At 68.3% G+C, this 15,407-nt stretch carries 10 protein-coding genes and 1 pseudogene; 3 read left to right on the top strand and 8 right to left on the bottom strand.

The window, feature by feature from the left end; translation table 11 throughout:
- The first annotated feature begins 13 nt into the window (after positions 1 to 13).
- Complete coding sequence (locus tag AC07EQ_RS06125; RefSeq protein ID WP_478386836.1) at positions 14 to 4,348, top strand: HAD-IC family P-type ATPase; 4,335 nt, start codon at positions 14 to 16, stop codon at positions 4,346 to 4,348.
- A 122-nt stretch (positions 4,349 to 4,470) separates the two neighbouring features.
- On the opposite strand, the gene acs is transcribed toward AC07EQ_RS06125, so the two are convergent.
- The 4 genes from acs to AC07EQ_RS06105 all read right to left on the bottom strand — a co-directional run bounded on the left by acs (position 4,471) and on the right by AC07EQ_RS06105 (position 9,423).
- Positions 4,471 to 6,585: an acetate--CoA ligase gene (gene acs, locus AC07EQ_RS06120; protein WP_478386835.1), complete on the bottom strand. Its 2,115-nt coding sequence runs from the start codon at positions 6,583 to 6,585 to the stop codon at positions 4,471 to 4,473.
- Positions 6,582 to 6,884: a hypothetical protein gene (locus tag AC07EQ_RS06115; RefSeq protein ID WP_478386834.1), complete on the bottom strand. Its 303-nt coding sequence runs from the start codon at positions 6,882 to 6,884 to the stop codon at positions 6,582 to 6,584. The genes acs and AC07EQ_RS06115 overlap by 4 nt, the downstream gene beginning before the upstream one ends.
- 509 nt (positions 6,885 to 7,393) lie before the next feature.
- Positions 7,394 to 8,584, bottom strand: a complete 1,191-nt coding sequence (locus tag AC07EQ_RS06110) for an MbnB/TglH/ChrH family RiPP precursor modification enzyme (protein ID WP_478386833.1) — start codon at positions 8,582 to 8,584, stop codon at positions 7,394 to 7,396.
- A complete protein-coding gene (locus tag AC07EQ_RS06105) occupies positions 8,581 to 9,423 on the bottom strand; it encodes a TIGR04222 domain-containing membrane protein (protein WP_478386832.1) in 843 nt (280 codons plus the stop codon). Before AC07EQ_RS06105 ends, AC07EQ_RS06110 begins: the two co-directional genes overlap by 4 nt.
- A 603-nt stretch (positions 9,424 to 10,026) precedes the next feature.
- On the opposite strand from AC07EQ_RS06105, the gene AC07EQ_RS06100 reads away from it, so the two are divergent.
- The gene (locus AC07EQ_RS06100) at positions 10,027 to 10,347 is read left to right on the top strand and encodes a GYD domain-containing protein (protein WP_478386831.1); all 321 of its coding nucleotides are present in this window, start codon (positions 10,027 to 10,029) and stop codon (positions 10,345 to 10,347) included.
- A gap of 200 nt (positions 10,348 to 10,547) precedes the next feature.
- On the opposite strand, the gene AC07EQ_RS06095 is transcribed toward AC07EQ_RS06100, so the two are convergent.
- The 3 genes and pseudogenes from AC07EQ_RS06095 to AC07EQ_RS06085 form a co-directional block, all read right to left on the bottom strand.
- The gene (locus AC07EQ_RS06095; protein WP_478386830.1) at positions 10,548 to 11,180 is read right to left on the bottom strand and encodes an NADPH-dependent FMN reductase; all 633 of its coding nucleotides are present in this window, start codon (positions 11,178 to 11,180) and stop codon (positions 10,548 to 10,550) included.
- Between the two features lie 292 nt (positions 11,181 to 11,472).
- A pseudogene (locus tag AC07EQ_RS06090) lies at positions 11,473 to 11,997 on the bottom strand (FTR1 family iron permease); the annotation flags it as partial.
- Positions 11,998 to 12,091: 94 nt separating this feature from the next.
- Positions 12,092 to 14,116, bottom strand: a complete 2,025-nt coding sequence (locus tag AC07EQ_RS06085) for a phosphocholine-specific phospholipase C (protein ID WP_478386829.1) — start codon at positions 14,114 to 14,116, stop codon at positions 12,092 to 12,094.
- A 163-nt stretch (positions 14,117 to 14,279) separates the two neighbouring features.
- Between AC07EQ_RS06085 and AC07EQ_RS06080 the strand changes: the two genes are divergently transcribed.
- Entirely contained in the window at positions 14,280 to 14,618 is a 339-nt protein-coding gene (locus AC07EQ_RS06080) for a hypothetical protein (protein WP_478386828.1), read from the top strand.
- Here the strand turns inward: AC07EQ_RS06080 and AC07EQ_RS06075 are convergent.
- Positions 14,582 to 15,403, bottom strand: a complete 822-nt coding sequence (locus tag AC07EQ_RS06075) for an SDR family NAD(P)-dependent oxidoreductase (RefSeq protein ID WP_478386827.1) — start codon at positions 15,401 to 15,403, stop codon at positions 14,582 to 14,584. The two genes, AC07EQ_RS06080 and AC07EQ_RS06075, sit on opposite strands and share 37 nt — an antisense overlap.
- Positions 15,404 to 15,407: the final 4 nt, after the last annotated feature.

The raw sequence follows: 15,407 nt of genomic DNA, 5'->3' as shown, positions 1-15,407 counted from the left end.
CTGAGCGACTTCGATGCTGCGGACCCTGGGCGCGTTGGCCTCGCAGATCGTGGCTCCGGTGACGGCCGCCGCGAAGAGCATCGCGGGCTTGGGGAGCGGGCGGCGGGCTTGGGCGTCGGAGGGACGTGCGCACGTCGGGGTGCGCGGTGTTCACCAGCCGGGGACCGAGGAGGCTGGCGAGCAGATCGTCCGGCGGCTGGAGAAGGTGCCGGGCGTTGCCTGGGCCGAGATCAACGCCGCCGTTGGACGGGTGGTCATCGGGCACGATCCGGACCTGGTCGGGATCGCCGAGCTGGTGGGCGCTGTGGAGGATGCGGAGGCGGACACCGGCTTGGACGACGAGCCGTTCGCGACGGTCAACGCGAGCCATCCGGACAATCCTGCGAAGGTGCTCGCCGAGGCGACGATGCTCGGTGCGAACCTGACCGGCGCCGCGATCGCCATGGGGGCCCGGCTGCTGCCGCTGCCCGCGCTGCCGCCGTCTGTTCCGGCACTGGTGTCGACCGGCGAGTCGGTCTCCCGGGTCCGCGCGCCGCTGGAAACGCGGATCGGAAAGACCGCCACCGACGTGCTGTTCGGGCTCAGCAGTGCGATGGCGAACACGCTTGCGCAGCGTCCGGCGAGTTTGCTGGCGGAATCGGGGTACCGGTTCTGCCTGTTGCGGGAGACGCAGGCGGCGCAGCGGAGTTGGGCCCGGTGGGAAGCCGGAACGGGGACGCATCCTGCCAGTCACCGCAGTGCGCCGGTGGAGGTTCGGCCGCGCCCTGTGCGGCTGCCCGACGGCCCGGTCGAGCGCGTCGCGAACGGTTCGGCTCTCGCCGGGCCAGCGGCGTTCGCGGGCATGCTCGGGGTGACGCGGAGCCTTCAGCGTGCGCAAGCGATGTTGGTCGCGGGCGCGCCGCGCGCGGCGCAGGTGGGGAGGGGCGCGTTCGCGGCACAGCTCGGGTACGGGTTGTCGGAGCGGACGACTCTGGTGTTCGAACCCCGGGTGTTGCGGCGGTTGGACCGGGTGGACACGGTGGTGATCGACGCGGACGTTCTGCGCACCGGTGCTCGGCTGGTGCATGACGTGATTCCCGCGGACGGCGATCACACGGCCGTCGAGCTGTGGGAACGTGCGCACCATCTGGTCGGCGTGACCAAGGCGGATGGCATGCGGCGCGACGGTTGGGCGCTGTCCTCGGTGGCTCGGTCGCGGTTGCCCCCAGACGTGCGCAACGCGGCGGGGCCCGGAATTGAGGTGTTCGCGCTCCGCCACGATTCGCGCACCGTCGGGTGGATCCTTGCCGCCGAGGAATTGGATCCCCTCGCCGACGAGTTGATCGCGGCAGCTCGCGAGGTCGGGTCGGTGGTCCTCGCTGGGGATGGGGGCCGGTTGGCGGCGCGGATCGGCGTCGATCACGTGGTTCCGGGTGGGGCGCGGCTTGCTTCGGTGGTGCGGGAGATGCAGCGGGAGGGCGCCGTCGTGGCCGTGGTGTCCTCGCGTGCGCGAGCGGCGCTGGCGGCTGCGGACGTCGGTTTCGGTGTGACCCGCGATGGTGAGGTTCCGTGGGGTGCGCACCTGGTCGCGGGCGCGAGCCTGGGGGAGCCGTGTGCGTTGTTGCGCACTGTGCTCACTGCGCGCCATGTCAGCAGGCGCAGCGCGCAGCTGTCGTTGATCGGTTCGGTCAGCGGGGCGGCGCTAGCCGCGTTCGGGCCCGCCATCGGGAGTCAGGCCCGTGCTGGAATTCCGGTGGCCGTGTGCGCGGCGATCGCCCTCGGAGCAGGGACGTGGTGGGGGATGCAGGCCGCGTGGCGTCCGGTTCCGCGCGCCGTGCCGCGTACTCCCTGGCATGCGATGGCGCCCGGCACGGTGCTGGAACTGCTGGACAGTTCACCGGAGGGCCTGACCGATGATGCGGCACATCAGCGTTTCCCGGATCGCGACGTGGGAACGGACTTTCGCCGGATGGGTGTGCTGCGGGCGTCGCTGGAGGAGCTGGCGAGTCCGCTGACGCCGGCCTTGGCGGGTGGCGCCGCGATCTCGGCGAGCATCGGTGCCGTCGCGGACGCGACGATCATCCTGGGCGTGCTCGGGATGAACGCGTTGATCGGCGGCGTGCAACGCATCACCGCCGACCGCGCGTTGAACAAGCTGCTGGAAGCCAGCGTTGTTCGAGTTGTGGTGCGCCGCAAGGAAAACGTGACGCAGGTGCCCGCTGACCAGCTCGTACCCGGCGATGTGGTGGCGTTGGTGGCCGGTGATGCGGTGCCTGTCGACTGCCGGCTCCTGGAGGCGGAAGGGCTGGAGGTCGATGAGTCGAGCCTGACCGGCGAGTCGATGTTGGTCACCAAGACGGTGACGGCGACTCCGGCGGTGCCGGTCGCGGACCGGACCTGCATGATCTACCGAAGCACCGCGGTCGCCGCCGGGCGGGCCGTGGGTGTGGTGGTTGCGACCGGCGCGAACACCGAGGCAGGCAGCGCGATCGGGCCCGATGCCCGACGAGGTGCTGATGGTGTCGCGGCTCGCCTGCGGACTCTGGCCAAGGTGACGGTGCCGATCTGCCTGGGAGCAGGCGGGATTCTGCTCGTCACGGACATTCTGCGCGGGCGTCCATTTGGGACATCGCTGGGGCGGGCGGTGAGCCTGGCGGTGGCAGCCGTTCCCGAGGGATTGCCGTTCGTTTCCACCGTTGCCGAGCTCGCGGCCGCCCGGCGGCTGTCGAAACGCGGGGCGCTGGTGCGCAACTCCGCGACGATCGAGACGTTGGGGCGGGCGCAGGTGCTGTGCTTCGACAAGACCGGCACCCTCACCGAAGGGCGCATCGCGCTGCGGCGGGTCTCCGACGGCGCGTCGAGCCGGTGGCTCGAAGAAATATCCACAGTGGAACGCCGAGTGCTCGCCGGTGCCTTGCGGGCAAGTCCGTTGGTGGAGAACGGAGAACTACTCCCGCATCCCACCGATCGAGCCGTCGTCGATGGCGCGCGCGGCGCGGGAGTGCACCCGGCGGAAGGTAAGGAGGGCTGGGCGCCGATCGACGAGATGCCGTTCGAGCCCTCCCGCGGCTACCACGCGGTGCTCGGTACTTGGCGCGACGGCAATCTGCTGAGCGTGAAAGGTGCTCCGGAGATCGTGCTGGCCCAGTGCACTCGGTGGCGCAGGCCAGATGGCGACGTGCCGCTGGATGACACCGCTCGTCGAGACATCGAGCACATCGTCGAAGACCTCGCCCGGCAGGGCTACCGAGTGCTGGCTGTCGCCGAGCGGGCCGCCTCGGACCGCAGCGATCTCGACGAGTCCCGGATCCGGGATCTGCGGCTGATCGGTTTCGTCGCACTGGCCGACCCGGTGCGCCCTACCGCGGCCGCCGCCGTCGCACAGCTGCAGCAGGCAGGTGTCGAGATCGTCATGGTCACCGGCGATCACCCCAGCACCGCCGAGGCGATCGCCGCCGAACTCAACGCGCTCAACGAGCGCCGCATCATGACCGGCACCGAACTGGACAACCTAGACGACGACCAACTCGCGGCGAAAGTAACCGCCGTCGCGGTGTTCGCCAGGGTCAGCCCGGCGCAGAAAGCGCGCATCGTCGACGCCCTGCAGCGCAACGACCGGGTGGTCGCGGTAACCGGGGACGGCGCCAACGACGCCCCGGCGATCCGGTTGGCCGACATCGGCATCGCACTGGGGGAACGCGCAACCCCCGCGGCGCGCGAGGCCGCCGACCTCGTGGTCACCGACGACCGCATCGAGACCATCGTCGACGCCATCGTGGAAGGCCGCGCCATGTGGGCATCCGTCCGCGACGCGCTGGCCATCCTGCTCGGCGGCAACCTCGGCGAGATCGGCTTCACCGTCGCCACCGGGCTGATCAACGGCGGGGGCAGCCTCAACGCCCGCCAACTGCTGCTGGTCAACCTGCTCACCGACATCCTCCCCGCGATGGCGATCGCGGTAAGGCCACCTCCCACGATCACCGCCGAGATGCTCCTGGCCGAAGGCCCCGAAGCCTCACTTGGCGCGGCGTTGACCCGCGACATCTACCGGCGCGCCGCGGTGACCGCCGGGGCCGCCATCGGCGCGTGGATCTTGGGCAGGGCGACCGGAACCCTGTGCCAGGCAAACACGGTCGCACTCGTGGCGCTGGTCGGCGCCCAGCTCGGACAGACCCTGGTCGTGCGCGGACGGACACCACTGGTCGTGGGGTGTGCGCTTGTCTCGTTCGTAGCGCTGGCCGCCGTCGTTCAGACCCCTGGCCTGAGCCAATTCTTCGGGGCCAGCCCGCTACTGCCGCACGGCTGGATGATTGCGGCAGGCGCAACGACCGCCGCCACCGCCATCAGCCTCCTGCTGCAGCAATGGTGAAGCATCCGAACGAGCGCGAGAATGTCGGACATACATAAGGAGGGGCTCCCGCAGCCGAGAAGGCCGCTCAGGTTCCGCTACCCGCACCGCCACCCAAAACGAGTCCGGAATCAATCATCTAGCTAGGGGTTGCTGCCGAATGCCCTGATTTCGTCGGCTTCCTGGGGGGTGAGTTGTCGGGGTACCTCTCCGTGTTCGAGTTTTTCGCTCTGGATGTGGTGCCGGATCTCGTCGACGATTTCCGGATTGGCCAATGTGGACACATCGCCGACGTCGGCGAAGTTGGAGATTCCGGCGATGACCCGACGCATGATCTTCCCGGAGCGAGTTTTGGGCATGTCGTCGACGATCCAGACGTTCTTCGGCCGGGCGATCTTGCCGATCTCCCGCTCGATCGCGTGGATCACCGAGTGCTGGATGTCTTCGCTGGGGGCGGTGCCCGGCTTCAGCGCGATGTACATCTCGACGGCCCGGCCGCGAACCTCATCGATGACCGGGACCGCGGCGGCCTCGGCGACCTCGTCGACGGTCAGCGAGGCCGACTCGAGTTCCTTGGTGCCCAGTCGGTGCCCGGCCACGTTGATCACGTCGTCCACTCGGCCGAGGATCCGGAAGTAGCCGTCGGCGGCCTGCACGGCCCCGTCGCCGGCGAAGTACGGCCAGTCCCGCCAGTCGGTGCTTTCCGGATCCTGGCAGTACTTCTGGTAGTAGATCTGTACGAATCGGTCGGGTTGGCCCCAGATGGTCTGGAAGATCCCGGGCCAGGGGTTGCGGATGCAGATGTTGCCCGCCTTGCCGCTTCCGGCTTCGACGGTGTTGCCGTTCTCGTCGTAGATCACCGGGTAAACGCCGAGCACCCCGGGACCGCAGCTGCCCGGTTTCATCGGTTGCAGGGCGGGCAGGGTGCTGCCGAGGAAGCCGCCGTTTTCGGTTTGCCACCAGGTGTCGACGACGACCGCCTCGCCCTTGCCGGCGACGTCGTGGTACCAGCGCCACACCTCCGGTTCGATGGGCTCACCGACGGTGGTCATGTGCTTGAGGTGGTAGTCGTAGCGCTCCGGCTCGGCCGGGCCGAGCTTGCGCAGCATGCGGATCGTGGTGGGGGCGGTGTGGAAGATGTTGACCCCGAGCCGTTCGGCGATGCGCCAGACCCGGCCCGCGTCCGGGTAGGTCGGGGCACCTTCGTAGATGACGCTGGTGGTGCCCAACGCAAGCGGACCGTACACGATGTAGGAGTGGCCGGTGATCCACCCGATGTCGGCGCAGCACCAGTAGGTGTCGTCGGGGTGGATGTCCTGGTAGTACTTGGAGGTTCCGGCGACGTAGGCAAGGTAGCCGCCGGTGGAGTGCTGGCAGCCTTTGGGCCGTGCCGTGGTGCCGCTGGTGTACATGAGGAACAGCGGGGCTTCTGCGGGCATCGAGACTGGCTCGACCATCGCCCCGTGGTGCTCGGCGAGGACTTCGTCGACGAAGAAGTCCCGGCCGTCGACCATCGCGGTCTGCGAGGTGTAGTGATCGGTGTGGCGTCGCCACACCAGCACCTTGTCGACCTGCTGGCCGAGCCCGTTCGCGGTCTGCACTGCCTCGTCGGCTTTGGCTTTGTGGTCGACCAGGTGGCCGTTGCGGTAGTAGCCGTCCATGGTCACCAGGATGTGGCTGCCGGAGTCGGCGATCCGCTCGCCGCACGCGGCGCCGCTGAACCCGCCGAAGACCTCGGAGTGGATCACGCCCAGCCGGGCGCAGGCCAGCATCGCGACAGGCAGTTCGGGGACCATGGGCAGGTGGAAGGTGACCCGGTCGCCCGTGCGCACCCCGCAGAAGTCGCGCAGCACCGAGGCGAACTCGTTGACCTGTCGGTACAGCTCCTGGTAGGTGATCGTTCGGGTGGCTTCGCCCTCCGGTTCCGGGACCCAGATCAGGGCCGCCTTGTTGCGGTCGGTAGCCAGGTGCCGGTCGACGCAGTTGTAGCAGGCGTTGAGCCGGCCACCGACGAACCACTTCCAGAACGGCGGAGTGCTGGTGTCCAACGTCGTGTGCCAGTAGGCGTCCCAGCTCAGCAGGTCGGCGTACTCCTTGAAGCAGTCCGGGAAGCGGTCCTCGCCGAAGCGGCGGAAGAGATCGGGGTCGGCGGCGTTGGCGTGGGCGATGAACTTCGCGGGCGGCTGGTAGTAGTCCTCCTCGCGCCAGTGCACGGAGATCTGTGCCTCGGACGTCGATGTCTCGTGTGCTGTGGTCATGGTTCGACCTCCTGACCGAGTAGACCGGCACAGACGCCGAAGTCGTACAGCTCTGCCGACAACGCGGCCTGGCCCCCGAACGCGGTGATGTCCCCCCTGCACAGCGAGTCCCAGCAGAACTCATCGACCAGCCGCAGCGCTCGAACCACCACCGAGGTCAACGCGCTCGGCAGTGCTGCCTCGACTTCCCGGCGCAACCGTACGGCCGCATCCTCGGCCGCCGGGTCGGCCGCCATCGCCTGCAGCTGTGCCAACCGCAGTGACAGTTCGCCCACGAGGTACTGCTGCGTCATCACCATCGCCGCCCAGCCAATCGCCCACCCACGGGTGCGGCACGCGCCGATCACTCATCCCCACTCCAGGGAGAACCCTATGGTATCGCCGTGGGAAGGCGGCGTTGCCGACCCGACGACCGAAAGGTTCGGTTCCGCCAAGGCAGTGTCGGCGGCATGCAACAGGATGGGAGATGGCAGGTTGCGGAACAACATCATGTTCCTCGACTTCACCGAAGCGCAGGTGGCCGCACGCGGCGAAGACCTCCGCGAACTGATCGCTTCGCGACAGGCGGACTGCGCGCGGGAGCTGAAGCGCGGATGGAATCCGGTCAGGTACCGCCGAGGACCCGCGTGCGGAGGGGTCTGCGGGCGTTGATGCCGGGCTTGGGTGCGGGCTGCTGGTGTGCGTGATCCCAGTGATTGCCGAGTTGGTGTCTTCACCTGCGGCGATGCTTAAACAAGCCCCACCGGTTCATCAGCTCAATGGACCTCGACCTCGGTAGCTGACCATCGTGGCGCAGCGCGGCCGTCGGTCACTTCCGGCGGCCCCGCCATTGGCCGGTGGACCGCAGGTAGGACACGAAAGCGGTGACATCGGCGCTCGCGTCGCCCGGTGGTTTTGGCTGTGCGCGGGCGTAGTCGGCGAACACCGTGCCGAGCCGGTCCCCCAGGGTGGCGGCGACCGCGGACGCGTGTCGGGGAACGGCGCGGGATCGCTTGCGCACCAACGCCGAGCGTGCCACATCCACTCGGTCGACGTCGAAGTGCGGCGGCGACTGGGCGTGTCCGACCAATGCCTGCGCCAGCCGGTCCTGTTCCTGGGCTAATCCGTGCCGGGTTTCGTCCGGTGCTGCGACCACGCCCGGCAGCGGCGGGGTGGCAGCGCCAAGGCGCGGGGTGGCCAGGTCCGTGCAAGCCGGCCCCCGGCCCACGGCGGAGCGGATGGCATCCAGTTCGCCGGCGAGGACGCTGGGAGCCGGGTAGTCGCCGTCGCGTTCGAGCATCACCGCGGGCAGCGTGGTGCGGCCGGCGAGTTCGGCCAGCAGCGCGAGTACCGGTTCGCCAACCGGATGGGTGTGCGTGTCATGCCACACCCCGCCGCGCAGCGCGCCCCCGGCGACGTGCACGTAGGCGATGCGCTCCAGGGGCAGCACATCCAGCGCGGTGGTCGGGTCGGCACCGAAGTTGATGTAGGAGCTGTACAGGTTGGCCACATCCAGCACCAGCATCGCTCCGGTGCGTTCGATGATCTCGGCGACGAACTGGGCCTCGGTGAACTCGTCGTCCGGCCAGGCCAGCACGGCGGCGATGTGTTCCAGCGCGAGCGGCACGTCCAGGTTCTCCTGCGCGATCCGCACGTTTGCCACGATCACGTCCAGCGCGGCGCGGGTACGCGGCACCGGTAGCAGGTGCCCGATTTCCCGGCCGGTCGCGCGCACGTAGGCGATGTGCTCGCTGACCAACGGTGCGCGCAGCGCGGTGGCACAGGCGGCCAACCTGGCCAGCCGGGCCGGTTCCGGCCGTGCCGCGCCACCGAGGGACAGCGACACTCCGTGGGGCACCACGGGAGTCCCTCGGCCGCGCAGAGCGCGCAACGACTCCGGCAACCGGTTGGGCCGGATCGATTCGGCGATCACCTCGACGAACTCGACACCGGGCAATCGTTCGACGGTGAGATCGATCTCTGGACGCCATCCGATGCCCACCGCCGGTGATGTGGTCATCCGCCACCGCCGCACCCGCCGCCACCGCCGCACCCGCCGCCACCGCCGCCACCGCCGCCGCTTCCGGACACGATCGACTTGGCCAGTGCGCTGCGCAGTGCGGGATCGGCCAGGGCGGTGAAACCGAGCACGGCCACACCCGCGACCTGCACCCCGATGTCCGGTGTCGGGCCGGTTCGGTGCCGTTGACGTAGCTGGCGCACGACGGACCGGCCGGCGGCCGATGGCAGGTTGCGGGCCGCCGACCACCAGCGGAGCGTCAGGATCACCGTGATTGCCCCGCTCATAAACAACAGAAGCTTCAGGGCTTCGATGGGCCGACCGAGATAGGCGGCGTTGATGGCGCGCATCAGACCGACGCACCACACCGCGGCCGGGACGAACAGGAGCAGACGCCAGAGCAGCGCCTGGGAAGCGGTAAGCAGCAGGCCCCGGGAGCGCACCTGGTCCGCGATCGCCTCGACATTCGGGTGGCGGCGTATCCGGGACCGCACCCGCCCCGGTAACACGGTCGGGGTCAAGGTCAGCTCGTGGTGCACGGCAGCTTCTACCGGTCCGAACGGCCTCGCACCGTGGACTACGGTCAGCCTGCCGCCGCGGGCCACCAGAATCTGATCCCGCAGCGCCAGCCCGGCGATCGCGGTCTCTGCCACGCGGTTTGGCCCGCCGACCAAGTAGGCGGTCTGGTACACGTCCAGTGGCGTCCCGGTGTCCGCCGCCCGTGCGTCGGTGCTGGTCAACACCGCCCGTGCCACGAACACGATCACCACCGAGGCAACGTAGCCAGCGATGTACACCGCGATGAACTGCGGCCCAGACAATCCCCAGGGTTGATCCACGTCCCCAGTCTCCACCCCCGATCGGTCCTTATCAACGTTTCCGGCGAACCCGCGCTACCACAATGGGTTTCCCAGGCGAGAGCGCCGACGCCCGGGCTATTTCGTTGTCCTGCGGTCGCATTTCCTGGCTGACGCCGATATGACGTCCGAGAACACCATGAAAGCCATTGAGGTTTTTCCAATCTCAATTTGCGTGGCGGTGCGGGTGGCGGAACCTCAGAGACTCCCTGGTCTGTGGGTGCCCCTCCTGGTGTATTTCTGTTCGCCCCAGCCGGATCGTTCGTGGGTCACCGCGGCCGGTGCGGTCCGGGATACTGCGGCACTCATCACGTCCACAGTAGATGTGCCATGTCTGCGGACTGCCGAACTGTGCATACCGAACGCGGTACCGCCATCCGCAGTCGACATCGTGCGGTCGGCGAGATCCAGCTGCCGCCGACCCGCGTATGTCGCTCTGCACGTAGGTGCCACCGGGCGACCGCTCGTCGCCTTGCGCGTGAGGAGTCCGGTCGGCCGCTTCGAATGGCCCAGCCAGCTCTCGTGCCCGAGGGTGGGAGCAGAAGCGCGGCCGCGGGTGGTCGCACGGTGAAGTGGGGGAGCGACATGTCGAAGTACTTGGTGCAGGGCAGTTACACCGCCGAGGGCACGAAGGGGGTGCTCGCTGAGGGCGGAACCGGGCGACGGGAGGCCGTTGAAAGGGTCCTCAGGTCGTGCGGCGGAACGCTCGAATCGATGTACTTCGCGTTCGGCGACAACGATTTCTACATCGTGGTCGACATGCCCGACGACATCTCCATGGTCGCCACGGCTATGGCGGTGCGGGCCACCGGGGGCGTGATGTCCAGGGCGGTGCCGCTCTTCCGTCCCGAGGACATCGACGAGGCTGCGAGGAAGACTGTCGACTTCCGCGCCCCCGGAGCCTGACCGCGGCTGATTTCGGTGGTGGCTCCGTGACAGCGGCTGGTCTTGTGGGCCTGCGGATCACTACTGGCCGGAATGGGCGCTCCGTGAGGTCCGGTCCTGCAGCCACCGGAGAGTGCTGGCCGGCCCAGCACATGGTCAGGCAGTCGCGCAGGCCCACTGCGCCGGATGCCGAGGTGAGCGCCGCCGTCGAATCGGGCCGTTCAGTCTTCGGCCCGATGGGTGACCGGCGCCTCCGTGAATTCGGCCGGGAACTCGTACCAGCGGCGCCGCAGGCAGACGTACCGCACGTCGGCTTCCACGAGATGGACGAATGCCGAGACGGTATCGGCCAGGCGTTGCTGGAGAACGGGCTCGGCCAGTTGCCCGTCTTCGGTGAACGCCTCGTAGGCCCTGGCGAGGCTGAACATGTCGGGGTAGACCCGTGTTCCGAGGTGTTCCAGCGGGACCCTCAGCGCCCACAGCCCGCGGTTGCCGCCCACCAGCGACGGGGAGGCCGAGACGAGCAGCGCATGCTTGTTCTTGAACGGCTGCGGCGTGATGCGCGAAACCCAGTCGATGGCGTTCTTGAGTACCCCGGGGACGGAGCCGTTGTACTCGGGGGAGGAGACGACGAAGGCATCGCAGCGTTGGATCCGGTCGCGCAGGGTCAGCGCTCCCTGGGGCGGCCCCTCGGCGGCCTCGACGTCACCGTCGTACAAGGGCATGTCGAAGTCGTGCATGCGGCCGATATCAACCTCGGCGCCGGCCTGTGCGATCAGGCGAGCCGAAAGGGAGGCGAGCCGGGTGTTGATGGACCCGGCACGCAGCGCGGCACTGAAGACCAGCACCTGCACGGGAGGAAAATGAGCGTCCGTCGTCACGGTGTAGCCCCCTCCACGAGACGTGTGTCGTGTCGTCAGTCTGCTCGGCCCTGACTCGCCACGCTAATCCGGCAGATTCGGGTCGAAGTCCCATTGGCGATGGAGCGAGTGTGGATCGACCTCGGCTGCGGCGCGATTCCGGCGCGTACCTGACAGCAGATGTTCAAGCACTTGGACATACATAAGGAGGGGCTCCCACAGCCGAGAAGGCCGCTCAGGTTCCGCTACCCGCACCGCCACCCGAAACGAGTCCGGAATCAATCATCTAGCTGGTCTGCGATGAGTTTGCCGGGGTGCGCTGCGGCAGCACGAACAATGTGAGGATCACGCCGACGTAGCCGATCCAGACGACGGCTTCCAGGACGCTGGTCGCGGGGGAGAAGTTGAAGATGCCCTTGAGCAGGGTGCCGCACCACGACTCTGGTGGGACCTGCTCGCTGACGTCGAACGCGAGGGCGTTTAGCCCTGGCAGCAGCGACGCCTCCTGAAGGTCGTGCACGCCGTAGGCGAGCACCTCGGCGGCGACGAACACCAGCAGGATCCCCGTAATGGTGAAGATCCGGGACAGGTCGAGCCGGATCGCGCCCCGGTAAAGCAGCCAGGCGAAAACGATGGAAAGGGTGATACCGCCGAGGAATCCCAGCAACGGCTGCGCGGTTCCGCCGCCGGCGGACTGCACGCTGGAGAAGAAGAACACCGCGGTCTCCAGCCCCTCCCGCGCGACGGCCAGGAATGCGACACCGGCCACGGCCGGTGGGCCGATCCGCAGCGCCTCGGACAGCTTTCCTCGTCGCAGCCGGCCCCTCGAGCGGCGGCGAATGGACGCCGGGAACCGCGCCTGAAGTGGCGCCGGCCCGCCATGCATGGCGGGCCGGCGCGCGGGCTCAGCGGCCGAGAGCCGGGTCGCTGACCGATGCGCGGCCGTCCTCGAGGTGGCCGGCGAACGTCCGGCTCCAGGCGGTTCCCGGTACGGCGACGGTCACGTCGTACCAGCCGCCGGAGGCGCGGGTGTCCAGCATCGCCCGCCCGTCCTGGACCGGGACGGCACCGCGGTAGGCGTCCTCGACCACCACGGTCACGTCTGTGGGGGCGGTCACCGTGATGACGAGCGTCCGGCTGTCGCTCTGGCGGCGGACCTTGACGGCGGCGGAGTCCCTGGCCGTGTCGCCGGCGAACCGGCGGAAGAAGCCGTTGGGTCCGTGCACCTGCACGTCGTACGCCCCGGACACGGGCCAGGACGCCGTGAGGTCGTCGCCCGCGCCGATGGTGTAGCTGTGCGGGGCCCCGTCCGGTGCGATGAGCCGGGCTTGGACGTGCACGCCGAGCTTGCCGTTGTTCGCGAGCTCGACCTTGATCGCGCCCTTCGCGGGCAGCTCGTGGACGTCGAGGTCGTAGCCGAGCGGGCGGGCCGGACGGGTGCCGGGCTCCTGCCTGGGCATCGTGCCGGCGGCCGGTGCCGTTGGGTGGTAGCTCGGGTGCCGCTTGTTGTCGAACGGCTTCCAGTCCTCGGTCGACGGCAGCACCGGCAGCTCTCCCATCGTGCGGGAGAAGTCGAACGCCGAGGTCAGGTCACCGGCCACGGCGCGACGCCACGGGGTGATGTTCGGCTCCATGACACCGAAGCGCTCCTCCATGAACCGGATGATCGAGGTGTGGTCGAAGGTCTCCGAGCAGACCCAGCCGCCCGTGCTCCACGGCGAGATCACGAACATCGGCACCCGCGGGCCCATGCCGAACGCGCCGGCGACGTACCCCGGATCGCCCGGCTTGCCGGCGTAGAACTCGTTGTCGGTGGGCACCGTCGAGGCGCCCGGGATCAGCCGGCTGTTGGCGTGCGGTGGCACGAGGTGGTCGAAGAAGCCGTCGTTCTCGTCGTAGGTGATGAACAGCGCGGTCCGGCTCCACACCTCGGGGTTCGAGGTGAGCGCGTCCAGGACCTGCGCGAGGTACCAGGCGCCGTAGTTGGTCGGCCAGTTCGAGTGCTCACTGAAGGCCTCGGGCGCGGCGATGTAGCTGACCTGCGGGAGGTTCCCCGACTGCACGTCCTGGCGGAGGATCTCGAAGTAGCTCTGGCCGTCGCGGGCCCGGGTGCCGCGACGTGCCTTCTCGTACAGCGGGTCGCCGGGCTGGGCGTTGCGGTAGTTGTTGAAGTAGAGCAGCGCGTTGTCGCCGTAGTTGCCGATGTAGGGGTCGTCGGTCCAGCCCCAGTGCTGGCCGCCACCGCCGAGGCCGATGCCCTCGTCCTGGTAGACCTTCCACGAGACGCCGGCCGCTTCGAGCCGCTCCGGGTACGTCGTCCAGTCGTAGCCGAGCTCGTCGTTGTAGAGGACCGGGCCACCGCCCTTACCGTCGTTGCCGGTCCAGCCGGTCCACATGTAGTAGCGGTTCGGGTCGGTGTTGCCGATGAACCCGCAGTAGTAGGCGTCGCAGACCGTGAACGCGTCGGCCAGGGCGTAGTGGAACGACGCGTCCTGGCGCTCCAGGTAGGCCATCGTCACCGGGGTCTTCGCCGGGATCCACCGGTCGTAGACGCCGTTGTTGAACGCCTGCTGGCCACCTTTCCAGGTGTGGTCGAGCCCCTGCAGGAACTGCGCGCCCAGGTCCTCGGCGGTGGGATGGAAGGGCAGGACCTCATGGACATCGTCGGTCTGGTGCCACACCGTCTTGCCAGTCGGCAGGGTCGCCGGGTGCGGGTTGCCGAACCCCCGGACGCCGCGCAGCGAGCCGAGGTAGTGCTCGAACGAGCGGTTCTCCTGCATCAGGACGACGACATGCTCGACGTCCTGCAGCGAGCCGGTGGCCCGGTTCGCAGGGATGGCCGCGGCGCGCGCGATGGTCTGGTCGAGCATCGTCAGGGCGGCGGCACCACCGGCGATGGACAGGAACCTGCGGCGGTCGATGTCGACCATGGATGTGCTCCTCGGCTACGGGACGGGGGTTGCCCCGACAGCCTCGTGGCACTGGTTGAACTCCCTATTAGAGGCCGGTGACGTGGAAGCGGCGCCCCGCCGGACGAATCGGGTGATGCAGCGGATAGCGGCCTCGCCTGCCTCGACGACCGGGTGCGGACCCGTGGAACAGCGCCCGCAACGCCGTGGCACGCAGTGGCTCGTACGCGACGGCAAGCAACGCCTGTTCTCCTTGGAAGAGCCGGACAAGGTCAACGATCACCGAGCAGCCATCCCCGGCGCTGCACCCCAAAATCATCCCACACAAACGATCAAGCCTGATCTCAACCACCGGACCAATTACCTGGTCCGGTCGGTCGAAGGCCGTTTCCACGTAGCGACTGTTCGATCTCTTTGGACGTCCGTGCTACGGGGGCGTTGGCACTGTACTTCCGTGCAGTGGAAAGCGGGCCGGCGCGAAGCCGGTCAGATGACCGCGCCGCCGTTGGGGCTGATGACCTGACCTATCAGGTAGTGGGAACCGGCTAGGTAGACGACGAGCGAGGCGTATTCCTCAACGGTGCCGAGACGACCGAGCGGGCAACGTTGCCACATTTGGTTGCGGCCTTCTTCGCCGATTTTGTCGAGATAGGAATTGAACTCCGGGGTGGCCACTCCACCCGGGGCCATCGCGTTGACGAAGATGTTTGCTCCGGCGACCTCCGCCGCCACCGACTTGGTGAACGCGATGACGGCACCTTTGGTGGCGCTGTAGTGCGGGCTGTGCGTGCTGAGGTCGGACAGTCCGGCGATGGAGGCGATGTTGATGATCTTCCCGTCGTGTTGCGGCTCCATGAGCTTCAGCGCTTCGCGGGTGCAGTAGAAGACTCCGTGCACGTTGACACCCCAGTAGCGGTGCCACTCCTCATCGCTGATTTCGGCGGTGAATCCCAGCGACTGGCGTGGTACGGGCGTCGAGATGTACGTGTAGTGCTTGTTACGCCGCGCGGTGTCAGTCTCTCGGTTGGGGGTCAGGGCAGCGTTGTTGACCAGGACGTGCACAGTGCCGAAGCGTTCCGCCACTCGTTCGAACATGGTCCGAACCTCGGTGCTGGAGGAGACATCGCACCTGATCGCGAGGCACTCACGACCGTGGGCTTGGATCGCTTCCCCGGTCTCGGCGAGAGTGGTCTCGTTAATGTCGCAGATGGCGACCGTTGCACCGGCTTCGGCGAGCGCCACCGCGCACGCTCGGCCCAATCCGGGCCCCGCCCCGGTGACGAGTGCGATCTTTCCGGACAAGTCCATGAGA

The organism is Saccharopolyspora sp. NPDC045839 (genome assembly GCF_056431645.1).
The sequence above is the reverse complement of the archived record's forward strand: the minus strand, read 5'-3'. Positions and strand labels throughout refer to the sequence as shown.